This window comes from Rahnella bonaserana (assembly GCF_019049675.1).
Taxonomy (GTDB): Bacteria; Pseudomonadota; Gammaproteobacteria; order Enterobacterales; family Enterobacteriaceae; genus Rahnella; species Rahnella bonaserana.
Genome location: NZ_JAFMOW010000061.1, coordinates 202,470 through 213,802, shown reverse-complemented (window position 1 = coordinate 213,802; position 11,333 = coordinate 202,470). Strand labels below are relative to the sequence as shown.

Sequence of the window (11,333 nt, the reverse complement as noted above, 5' to 3'; positions counted from 1 at the left end):
TCGCAGGGGAGGGAGTGTATTAAGGCTGTTTCAGCCAGTTAATCACTTTATGCACGACGGGTTTCAGGAACCTGTCCTGAGGCGTCAGCATGTAGCATTTTCCGGCAGCAGCCAGTTTGCCGGGATGCGCCGCAACCAACTGCCCGCTGTTAACGTAATCCTGTACCAGTCCCTCCCAGCCCAGCAAAATTCCGTCTCCCAGCACCGCCGACTGCACCAGAAAAGGATAGTTATTGGCGCGCCAGGTTCTGCGTGGCGTCACAAAACTCACATCCTGCGAGGCAAACCAGTCGCGCCAGCCGGTCCATTCACGCTGCGGATCATCCTGTATAAGCAAGGTCTGTTCGAGTAAATCGGCGGCGCTGGCATCAGGCGGCAGACGTTTGAGAAATTCCGGCGAACACATCGGGTAGCAGACCTCATCGAACAGCGCCTGCACGTGATAACCGGGCGGCGGCTCGCGCAGATAGAAAATAGCCAGATCAAATTCTGATGACTTGAGGTCTGAAAAACTGTCGGAAATCTTCATGCGGATTTGCAGATCCGGCAGAAGCTGGCGCAAAGATGAGAGCCGTGACGAGAGCCACAGACCACTCATGGCGCTGGTGCAGGCCAGAGTGACCTGCGGTAAACCGTTCCAGCCCATCACTTCAGCGGTGGATTGCGAAATATCCCCCAGCAGCTTTCGCACCTGCTGGGCATAGGTTTCCCCGCGCGGTGTCAGCGTGGTTTTCCGCTGGGCACGCTGAAAAAGCTTACAACCCAGCATTTCTTCCAGCTGAATAATCTGCCGGCTGATGGCGCTCTGGGTGAGATTCAGCTCGTCCGCTGCCCTTGAAAAACTGCAATAACGCGCCACGCATTCAAAAGCCACCAGCGTGTTCAGTGGCGGTAACGGTTCTATCTGCACGGTAAAAGTCTCTCCGGATAGCGTTTAGCAGTTTTCCAGCATCTGTGAAATGGTCAGGCCAACCTGCTGGACGGCGCGCTCGGTTTTCGCCGTCAGCGTCTGGGCAAAGTTGATGCGCAGACAGTTGCGGTATTTGCCTGAAGCAGAGAATATCGAACCGATAGCGATTTGCACTAAATGTTCTTCCAGCAACCGGTTCAGACGCTGGGTATCCACGCGTTCATCAAGTTCAATCCACAGCAAAAATCCTCCCTGCGGACGGCTGACACGCGAGCCACACGGGAAATATTTCATTACCCACTCAGTCATGATGCACAGATTACGCTGGTACTGATTACGCATGCGACGCATGTGTTGCAGGTAATGCCCCTGTTTGATGAAATCCGCGATCGCGATTTGAGGCAGCGTGGCTGACGCGCCGGTGGTGATGTATTTCATGTGCAGGGCGCGGTCGTGATAACGGCCCGGTGCAATCCAGCCGACGCGCAAACCGGGCGCCAGCGTCTTGGAAAACGAACTGCACAGCAGCACGCGGCCATCCTCATCAAACGAGGTAATGGTGGCAGGGCGCGGATACTGATACGCCAGTTCGCCATACACATCGTCTTCAATAATGGCGATATCGTAGCGTTGCGCCAGACGCAGCAGGCTTTTTTTACGGTCATCCGGCATGTTGTAACCGAGCGGATTATTGCAGTTGGGCGTCAGTTGTATGGCTTTAATCGGCCACTGCTCCAGCGCCATCTCCAGCGCTTCCAGGCTGATACCGGTGACCGGATCTGTCGGAATTTCCAGCGCTTTCATGCCAAAACCTTTCAGGGTTTGCATCGCACCGTGAAAACTCGGAGAGTCCACCGCGACGATATCGCCGTGTTCACATACTGAACGGATGGCGATAGATAACGCTTCATGACAGCCGGTGGTGATCAGAATATTGGTGGCATCCATATGGCTGCCGCTGTCAATCATCAGACGGGCAATCTGTTCACGTAAATCTTCAGAGCCATAAATACTGTCGTAATGAAATGCGTTGAGATTCTGATGCTGTCCGGCGCGTCCCATCAGACGGCTGAGCGGTTTGAGCGTGGCGGCAGTGACATCCGGAGAGCCGCGGCCTAACTGAATCACTCCGGGGCGATGCGGAGAGGTAATCAGCTCCAGTACCTGATCCCATTGAGAAATATCCACCGGACGTTGCGTCGGGCGGCACACGGCCGGAAGGGCAGCCTGAATGCGGGCATCTTTCACGAAGTAGCCCGATTTCGGGCGTGCTTCCACCAGCTGTTTTTCCTCCAGCACGCGGTAAGCCTGCTGAACTGTACTGACGCTGACGCCATGTTCACTGCTCAACACCCGCACGGAAGGCAGACGGATCCCCGCCGGATACAGCCCCTGTTCAATGCGGTCACTCAGGACATTTGCCAGATTTTCGTAACGATTCATTATCTTTTCCTCAATGCCTGTGCAAAGAAAGCAGTACAGATGAACACAATCTAGCGCTTAATCTGTCATCAGATCCAGATCTGTATGGTTGAAATACAAAAAAACTGAATCTGTAATGCTTTTGCCGTTTGGTAGATCCTGATGTCAGGTCGTCAACGGGAGCAGAATATGAAAAATATCATTGAAGAACGGCAGTTTGCCGCTTGTGAGACAAGAGTGTGTGCAGAAATCGCGATGCCTGAACGGGCAGTACAGATGCCGCAGAAAAAAGCCGGGTGGTTAAAACAGTTGTTTGCGGTGCTACACAGCTGGAATGAACGCCGCGTCAGTCGTAAAATTTTGCATTCTCTGAGTACGGATCAGCTGAAGGATATCGGGCTGGCGAAGTCGGATATCGACAGGGAGTATCCGAAAGCCATATGGCCGAACTGGCCAAAATAAAATACCCGTCATCTTTCGTACGCCAGATGCGTTGGCTGCGCTCGTGCACCCCGGTCACTTACCCATGTAAGCTCCCGGGGACTTTCTCACTTGCCGCCTTCCTGGCACGCGAAATCTATAGGGTATTTGGGGGGATGCAGGTTTACGAAATCATAAAAAAGCCCGATGAATTCATCGGGCTTTTTAGTCACTTAAAACTCTTTTACTTCACCTGCATACCAGGCTGTGCGCCGGAATCAGGGCTGAGCAGGAAGATGTCTTTTCCGCCAGGGCCCGCCGCCATCACCATTCCTTCAGAGATGCCGAAGCGCATTTTACGCGGAGCAAGGTTTGCGACCATGATGGTCAGACGGCCTTCCAGTGCTTTCGGATCAGGATACGCAGAGCGGATACCGGAGAAGATCTGACGGGTTTCACCGCCCAGATCCAGCTGCAGACGCAACAGTTTGTCTGAACCTTCCACGAAGTCAGCGCTTTTAATCAGCGCGATACGCATATCCACTTTAGCGAAATCATCAAAAGTGATGGTTTCCTGAATCGGGTCATCCGCCAGAGGACCGGTTGCCGGTGCTTTCGCCGCCGCAATGTCTTCTTTTGAGGCATCAACCATCGCAGTGACTTTATCCAGCTCAATACGGTTAAACAGCGCTTTGAACGGATTCAGCTGATGCGACAGCAGCGGCTGAGCGATAGCATCCCATTCCAGCGTGGTATTCAGGAAAGCTTCAGTGCGTTCAGACAATGAAGGCAGAACCGGCTTCAGGTAAGTCATCAGCACACGGAACAGGTTGATACCCATTGAGCAGATGGCTTGCAGATCGGCATCGCGGCTTTCCTGTTTTGCCACTACCCACGGTGCCTGCTCATCGACATAGCGGTTAGCCAGGTCAGCCAGCGCCATGATTTCACGGATTGCGCGACCTGATTCACGACTGTCATACGCCTGCGCAATGCTTTCAGCGGCATCGGTGAAGGTTTTGTACAGGGCTTCATCGGCCAGCTTGTCAGCCAGTTTGCCGTCAAAACGTTTGGCAATGAAACCGGCGTTGCGTGACGCCAGGTTAACCACTTTGTTCACGATGTCTGCGTTAACGCGCTGCACGAAATCTTCCAGGTTCAGGTCGATATCGTCGATGCGCGAGGACAGTTTCGCGGTGTAGTAATAACGCAGGCAGTCCGCATCCAGATGATTCAGATAGGTGCTGGCCTTGATGAACGTGCCGCGTGATTTAGACATTTTCGCGCCGTTAACGGTGACATAACCGTGCACGAAGAGGTTGGTTGGCTTGCGGAAACCGCTGCCTTCCAGCATTGCCGGCCAGAACAGGCTGTGGAAATAAACGATGTCTTTACCGATGAAGTGATACAGCTCGGTGGTGGAATCTTTTTTCCAGAACTCGTCGAAATTCAGGTCGCTGCGACGGTCGCACAGGTTTTTGAAAGACCCCATGTAGCCGATTGGCGCGTCCAGCCAGACGTAGAAGTATTTGCCCGGTGCATCAGGAATTTCAAAGCCGAAATATGGCGCATCGCGGGAGATATCCCACTGTTGCAGTCCATGCTCGAACCACTCCTGCATTTTGTTCGCGACCTGTTCCTGCAGCGCACCGGAACGGGTCCAGGCCTGCAACATTGCACTGAATTCCGGCAAATCAAAGAAGTAATGCTCAGAATCACGCAGCACCGGCGTCGCACCGGAAACCACAGATTTCGGGTCGATCAGTTCTGTCGGGCTGTAGGTTGCGCCACACACTTCGCAGTTATCGCCGTACTGGTCTGGCGATTTACATTTCGGGCAGGTGCCTTTAACGAAACGGTCAGGCAGGAACATGCCTTTCTCCGGATCGTACAACTGAGAAATGGTGCGGTTCTTGATGAAGCCGTTTTCTTTCAGACGACCATAAATCAGCTCAGACAGCTCACGGTTTTCGTCGCTGTGCGTGGAGTGATAGTTGTCGTAGCTGATGCCGAAGCCGGCGAAATCTTTCTGATGCTCCTGGCTCATTTCGGCAATCATCTCTTCCGGCTTGATACCGAGCTGCTGTGCTTTCAGCATGATCGGTGTGCCGTGCGCATCGTCCGCACAGATGAAATGCACTTCATTGCCGCGCATTCGCTGGTAACGGACCCAGACGTCAGCCTGGATGTGCTCGAGCATGTGACCGAGATGGATGGATCCGTTGGCGTACGGAAGTGCACAGGTTACCAAAATTTTTTTCGCGACTTGAGCCATAGTAAGAGCTTGCTTTCTGTAGTTGAAATCAGGGGCATTGATGTTAACCGAAAGCGCCGCCCCGCGTAAACAAACGGGGGGATCTCCTTACGTGTGTTCTGTTATGCTTATGGGTAGATAAATAGTCTGATAACCAGTTTCAAGGAGCCGGGATGACATCTCAATCCCCACAGCAGACCACACCCGCAGGGCTGCGCGCACTAGTGACCGGCGTACTGGCCACCTTCCGCCATTCCACATTACAAAAAGATTTGCCCGCGATAAAAGCACTGCATCACTGCGTGCTGATGGACGGTGTTTTACATATTGATCTGACGCTGCCGTTTGCCTGGAACAGCGGTTTCGATGTGCTCAAAGACCAAACCAGCGGAGAATTGCTGCGTGTCACTGGCGCTTCGGCCATTCAGTGGAACCTGCGCCACGACATTGCCACCATGAAACGCGCTAACGAGCAGCCTGGCATTAAAGGTGTGCGCAATATTCTGGCTGTCAGCTCGGGTAAGGGCGGCGTCGGGAAATCGACCACCGCCGTGAATCTGGCGCTGGCGCTGGCCGCTGAGGGGGGGAAAGTCGGTATTCTGGATGCCGATATTTATGGCCCGTCAGTACCGAATATGCTGGGTACGGAAGAAGAGCGTCCGACATCGCCGGACGGTGTCCATATGTCGCCCATCATGGCGCACGGGCTGGCGACTAACTCCATTGGTTATCTGGTCACCGACGAAAACGCTATGGTGTGGCGCGGGCCGATGGCCAGTAAAGCACTTATGCAGATGCTTTCGGACACGCTGTGGCCAGATCTCGATTATCTGGTGATCGACCTGCCACCGGGCACCGGCGATATTCAGCTGACGTTGTCGCAAAATATCCCGGTAACAGGCGCGGTTGTCGTCACGACGCCGCAGGACATCGCGCTGCTCGATGCGATGAAAGGCATCGTTATGTTTGAGAAAGTGCATGTGCCGGTTCTGGGCATCGTCGAGAACATGAGTATGCACGTGTGCAGCAACTGCGGGCATCACGAACCGATTTTCGGCACCGGTGGCGCGCAGCGTCTGGCCGAGAAATACCGCTGTGAATTGCTGGCGCAATTGCCGCTGCATATTTCACTGCGCGAAGATCTGGATCGTGGTGAACCAACAGTAGTGTCCAATCCCGAAAGTGAATTCACCGCAATTTACCGTGAACTGGCGGCTAAAATCGCATCGCAATTGTTCTGGAGAGGTGACGCTATCCCGACAGAAATTGCATTCCGGGCGCTTTAATCTCCCAACTCTGCAAATTATTACCTGATGTCAGCGATTACACAGCCTTAACGCTGGCATCAGGCAGTGTCTTGTACTTATAATTGGCGCGTTCAAAGCACACGTCTGTGCTTGCCTTCCAACTTCCAAATCAGGTCTTTAATTTTATGTCTGACAAATTCCATCAGTGTGTCATCGTGGGTATCGCTGGCGCATCTGCTTCGGGAAAAAGCCTCATCGCCAGTACGTTATACCGTGAACTTCGTGATCAGGTCGGTGATGAGCACATCGGGGTGATCCCTGAAGATTGCTACTATAAAGACCAAAGCCACATGACCATGGAAGAGCGGGTCAAAACCAACTACGACCATCCAAGTGCGATGGATCACAATTTGCTGTTCCAGCATTTACAGGCCATGAAGTCTGGTCAGGCAATTGAATTGCCGAGCTACAGCTTTATTGAGCATACTCGTCTGCCTGAGACGGTGACGCTAAAACCGAAGAAAGTCATTATTCTGGAAGGGATCCTGCTCCTGACTGATGCGCGTTTGCGTGACGAAATGAATTTCTCCATCTTCGTCGATACCCCGCTGGATATCTGTCTGATGCGCCGCATGAAACGTGACGTCAACGAACGTGGACGTTCAATGGATTCTGTGATGGCGCAATATCAGAAGACTGTCCGTCCGATGTTCCTGCAATTTATCGAACCATCAAAACAATACGCAGACATCATTGTGCCGCGCGGCGGCAAAAACCGGATTGCGATTGATATTCTCAAGGCGAAAATCAGCCAGTTCTTCAATTAATCGCGGAACACAATCCGTAGAAAACATACCGGAGATACGATGAGACTTTGCGACCGAGATATAGAAGCCTGGCTCGACAGCGGCAAATTAGGCATTTCACCCCGTCCGCCGGTTGAACGAATTAACGGTGCGACTGTAGATGTGCGTCTGGGCAACGGCTTTCGCGTTTTCCTCGGCCATAACGCGGGTTATATCGACCTGAGCGGCCCGAAAGACGAAGTCAGCGCAGCGCTGGACAAAGTGATGAGTGATGAGATTGTTTTGCCGGAAGGTGAAGCATTCTTCCTGCACCCTGGCGAACTGGCGCTGGCGGTCACTTATGAGTCGGTCACCATTCCTGACGATCTGGTCGGCTGGCTGGACGGACGCTCTTCACTGGCGCGTCTCGGGCTGATGGTCCACGTGACCGCACATCGCATCGATCCTGGCTGGAAAGGGCGGATTGTTCTCGAGTTCTATAATTCAGGTAAGCTCCCGCTGGCGCTTCGTCCCGGAATGCTGATTGGCGCACTAAGCTTTGAACCGTTATCCGGTTCTGCTGCGCGTCCTTATAACAGCCGTCAGGATGCGAAATACCGCGACCAGCAAAGCGCAATTGCCAGTCGTATTGATGAAGACTGATTCTGTTTTTTATCCGCATAACGGATAAAAACGTGAGGAAGGCATGAGAAGACTACTGACAACACTGGTGATTTTACTGGTGGTTATCATTGCCGGCATGACTTCGCTGGTATTTCTGATCAACCCGAATGATTTCCGCCAGTACATGGTGGAAAGGGTTGAGGTGAAAAGCGGGTATCAGCTGGCCATTAACGGATCGCTGCGCTGGCATGTCTGGCCACAGCTGAGCATTATTGCCGGTCAGACGTCACTTACCGCGCCGGGTGCCAAAGAGGCAGTTGTCAGTGCTGAAAACATGCGGCTGGACGTCAAACTCTGGCCTCTTATTTCTCATCAGCTGGCGGTGAAACAGGTACTGCTGAAAAACGCAGTGATACGTCTGACGCCAGAAACTGAAGAGAATCAGCCCGATGCGCCTGTTGCACCTTCAACACCCACTCCTGTCGCTCCCGGATCTTCTGAACTGGAAGCTGGCTGGAAGTTTGATATCGATAAAATCAGCATCGCCGACAGTCTGCTTATCTGGCAGCGCGGTGATGATGATCAGATAAACGTTCGTGATATCAATATGGAAATTGATAAAAACGACGACCGCCAGGCCACCATTCAGCTCTCGAGCCGCATAAACCGCAATCAGCGCGACCTTGCGTTCACCATGAATGCCGAAGTGGATATGCAGCATTATCCGCAGGCGGTTTCGGCCAATATCAGTAAATTCACTTATCAGCTGAGTGGTGCTGACATTCCGGTTAAAGGCGTGCAGGGCAACGGTTCGATGCAGGCCAGTTATCAGCGTGATAATCAGTCACTGGCACTGACCCAACTGGCGCTGACAGCCAATGATAATCAGATTTCAGGGACTGCCTCTGCCACGATGGGAGGCGATGTCGGCAATTATCAGCTCAATTTAAACGCTGATAAACTCGATCTGGATGCGCTTTCCGGCTGGCAGCCTAAAACAACTGAGCAGACCGCTCAAAGCACCCAGTCAATCACCTCCGCGCCGGTCATTGCCCGTGATGTTGATGAGCAGCCGAACGGCCTGAGCACTTTACAGACCTTCAATGCGAAGCTGGCTCTGAAAGTGGCGGATTTAACTTATCGCGGAATGAACATCCAAAATCTGGCACTGAATGCCGATAACCGGCAGGGTAAAGTTGCGCTGCCGACGTTCAGTGGCAATCTTGGCGCGGGAAGTTTTTCATTGCCGGGCGATATGGATGTGACGGGTAAAAACATTCAGATTCGCATGACGCCGGATATTAATAATATTGAGCTCGCAGATCTGCTGACCGCTTACGGATTGCCGAAAGCGCTGACCGGCAGCTTCTCTATGAAAGGTGATGTGAACGGAGAAGGGTTATCGGCTGAAGATTTTGCGCATAACTGGCGGGGTGATGCCCAGCTTGCGATGACTAACGCGCATCTGAATGGCCTTAATATTCAGCAACTGATACAGCAGGCGGTCAGCCGCAATACTAACAGTGTTCAGGGACTGGATAAATATGAGCATTACAGCCAGATTGATACACTGAAAGCGCAGGGACAGCTGGAAAATGGCACCCTGAAACTCAGTGATCTGGAAGGCCAGTCACCAATGGTTTACGCAAAAGGTGATGGCTCTGTTGATCTCCCTGGCGAAAAGGTTGACCTGAATTTGGTGATCCGTGTCACCGGTGGCTGGAAAGGCGACAGCAATCTTATCAATACACTGAAATCTACAGATATCCCGCTGCGCGTATACGGGCCGTGGGCGCAACTGGGTTATCAGTTACAGGTTGATCAGATCCTGCGGCGGACAGTAGAGCAGAGTGCCCGCAGCGCTATTCAGAACTGGGTGGATAAACGCAAAGACACCAAAGAAAAAGAAGATGTGCAGAAGTTATTGAATAAATAATTTTTGTATATCTCAATGAATACAGTTCAGAAAAAAACGGGACGCCTCATCAGCGTCCCGTTTATATTCTTATCCCTAACGCTACCTCAGCATCAGGTCACACTTCGTAATCATCATCCATTTCAGTATCAAGCGGCGTAATTTTCACTTTCAGAATACGGTGACTGCTGACCTCAAGCGGTTCGAACAGATAGTTATTGATGTGGATTTGCGCGCCAACCTGCGGGATGCTCTGCGTATGTTCCATCAGTAACCCCGCCAGTGTGTGATATTCCCTTTTTTCATCAACCGGCAAGGCGATGTACATCACCAGATCTTCCAGCGGCATATAACCATTGGCGATCCAGGTACCGTCTTCCTGCTGGGAAATATCGTGGCGCGCATCCGGCGTTTCATCGGATTCAGGCAGATTACCGGCAATCGTTTCCATCACGTCGGTCAGGGTCACGATACCCTCAACCGAACCGAACTCATCGACGACAAATGCAAAGTGCGTTTTGGCCAGACGGAACTGTTCCAGTGCCATCAGCAGGGAAAGCTGCTCCGGGAATATCAGTGGCTGGCGGATCAGTGCCTTAAGGTCTAATTCATTTTGCAGGAGCTGTTGTTTCAGCAAATCGACAACATGCACAACGCCTAATGGCTCATCGGTCGAGCTGTCTTCTGTCACCAGAATACGCGTGTGCTGGTTTTCCGCTATTTGCTGCTTGAGCAATTCAATCGGGTCATTGAGTTCAAGATTATCGACGTCGTGGCGGGAGGTCATCACGCTGCTGACGGTACGCTGCCCGAGGCCCAGCACACGCTCAATCATATGGCGTTCCTGCTGATTGAAGATGGCATCTTCTTCGCCAGCACTGTCTGCAATCATATTTGAGGAGTGTGGATCCAGTTCGGCTTCATCATGTTTGCCACGAAGAACGCGTAAAACAGTTTCTGCGGTTCGTTCACGCAGAGAGCGACGTGATGACAAAAAGCGCTTGCGGTTGAATTGCGCCAGCTGGTTCAGGCCTTCGATAATGACGGAGAAACCGATTGCCGCGTAAAGATATCCTTTTGGGATCGCATAGCCAAAGCCTTCCGCCACCAGGCTAAACCCAATCATCAGCAGGAAACTCAGGCACAAGATAACAATAGTCGGATGCGCGTTGACGAAACGGGTCAGTGGTTTACTGGCTAACAACATCAGGCCAATAGCAATACAGACGGCCGCCATCATGACGGCCAGATGGTCAACCATACCGACGGCGGTAATCACCGAGTCGAGTGAAAATACCGCATCCAGCACCACAATCTGAGCGACAACAGGCCAGAACTTAGCCCCGCGTTGCTGCTGGCTTTGCTCCTCATCCTTACCTTCCAGGCGTTCATTCAACTCCATCGTTGCCTTGAACAACAGGAATATCCCGCCGACGAGCATAATCATGTCACGCGCGCTGAACGGGTGGCCTAACACCGTAATGAGCGGGCGGGTGAGCGTCGATAACCATGAGATTGAAGCAAGGAGCAGTAAACGCATGACGAGCGCCAGCATCAGTCCTGTGACGCGGGCTTTATCACGTTGGCTGCGCGGAAGTTTCTCCGCCAGAATGGCAATAAAGATGAGATTGTCTATCCCCAGAACAATTTCAAGAATTACCAGGGTAGCCAGCCCGGCCCAAATCGACGGATCGGCGATCCATTCCATATAGCGTTTTTCACCTTTAGTTACGCGGCGTTTGCCGCACGTTGAATA

General features: G+C 52.4%; 9 protein-coding genes. 5 read left to right on the top strand and 4 right to left on the bottom strand.

Annotated elements, in window-relative coordinates:
• Window positions 1-19: 19 nt before the first annotated feature.
• A complete protein-coding gene (locus J1778_RS11545; RefSeq protein WP_217173256.1) occupies window positions 20-910 on the bottom strand; it encodes a LysR substrate-binding domain-containing protein in 891 nt (296 codons plus the stop codon).
• Between the two features lie 24 nt (window positions 911-934).
• Window positions 935-2,353 (bottom strand): aminotransferase-like domain-containing protein, encoded by a 1,419-nt coding sequence (locus J1778_RS11540; RefSeq protein WP_217173255.1) that lies wholly within the window; start codon window positions 2,351-2,353, stop codon window positions 935-937.
• Between the two features lie 168 nt (window positions 2,354-2,521).
• On the opposite strand from J1778_RS11540, the gene J1778_RS11535 reads away from it, so the two are divergent.
• On the top strand, window positions 2,522-2,794 hold the full coding sequence (locus tag J1778_RS11535) for a DUF1127 domain-containing protein (RefSeq protein ID WP_217173254.1): 273 nt from the start codon (window positions 2,522-2,524) through the stop codon (window positions 2,792-2,794).
• A 202-nt stretch (window positions 2,795-2,996) separates the two neighbouring features.
• Here J1778_RS11535 and metG read toward each other — a convergent pair whose 3' ends face one another.
• Window positions 2,997-5,069, bottom strand: coding sequence for a methionine--tRNA ligase (gene metG / locus J1778_RS11530; RefSeq protein ID WP_338019641.1), 2,073 nt, complete (start codon window positions 5,067-5,069; stop codon window positions 2,997-2,999).
• 110 nt (window positions 5,070-5,179) lie between these two features.
• On the opposite strand from metG, the gene apbC reads away from it, so the two are divergent.
• The 4 genes from apbC to asmA all read left to right on the top strand — a co-directional run bounded on the left by apbC (window position 5,180) and on the right by asmA (window position 9,598).
• Entirely contained in the window at window positions 5,180-6,292 is a 1,113-nt protein-coding gene (gene apbC, locus J1778_RS11525; RefSeq protein ID WP_217173252.1) for an iron-sulfur cluster carrier protein ApbC, read from the top strand.
• A 146-nt stretch (window positions 6,293-6,438) separates the two neighbouring features.
• The gene (gene udk, locus J1778_RS11520) at window positions 6,439-7,080 is read left to right on the top strand and encodes a uridine kinase (protein WP_013575064.1); all 642 of its coding nucleotides are present in this window, start codon (window positions 6,439-6,441) and stop codon (window positions 7,078-7,080) included.
• A gap of 39 nt (window positions 7,081-7,119) precedes the next feature.
• Window positions 7,120-7,701 (top strand): dCTP deaminase, encoded by a 582-nt coding sequence (gene dcd, locus J1778_RS11515; protein WP_112290978.1) that lies wholly within the window; start codon window positions 7,120-7,122, stop codon window positions 7,699-7,701.
• A 43-nt stretch (window positions 7,702-7,744) separates the two neighbouring features.
• Entirely contained in the window at window positions 7,745-9,598 is a 1,854-nt protein-coding gene (gene asmA, locus J1778_RS11510; RefSeq protein WP_217173251.1) for an outer membrane assembly protein AsmA, read from the top strand.
• A gap of 97 nt (window positions 9,599-9,695) precedes the next feature.
• Here the strand turns inward: asmA and J1778_RS11505 are convergent, their stop codons facing one another.
• Window positions 9,696-11,285, bottom strand: coding sequence for a TerC family protein (locus J1778_RS11505; protein WP_217173250.1), 1,590 nt, complete (start codon window positions 11,283-11,285; stop codon window positions 9,696-9,698).
• Window positions 11,286-11,333 lie beyond the last annotated feature (48 nt).

Excerpts from the sequence above, each read along its gene's own strand:
- J1778_RS11540 (WP_217173255.1), bottom strand. The coding sequence starts at position 2,353 with ATGAATCGTTACGAAAATCTGGCAAATGTCCTGAGTGACCGCATTGAA.
- J1778_RS11535 (WP_217173254.1), top strand. The coding sequence starts at position 2,522 with ATGAAAAATATCATTGAAGAACGGCAGTTTGCCGCTTGTGAGACAAGA.
- apbC (WP_217173252.1), top strand. The coding sequence starts at position 5,180 with ATGACATCTCAATCCCCACAGCAGACCACACCCGCAGGGCTGCGCGCA.
- udk (WP_013575064.1), top strand. The coding sequence starts at position 6,439 with ATGTCTGACAAATTCCATCAGTGTGTCATCGTGGGTATCGCTGGCGCA.
- dcd (WP_112290978.1), top strand. The coding sequence starts at position 7,120 with ATGAGACTTTGCGACCGAGATATAGAAGCCTGGCTCGACAGCGGCAAA.
- asmA (WP_217173251.1), top strand. The coding sequence starts at position 7,745 with ATGAGAAGACTACTGACAACACTGGTGATTTTACTGGTGGTTATCATT.
- J1778_RS11505 (WP_217173250.1), bottom strand. The coding sequence starts at position 11,285 with ATGGAATGGATCGCCGATCCGTCGATTTGGGCCGGGCTGGCTACCCTG.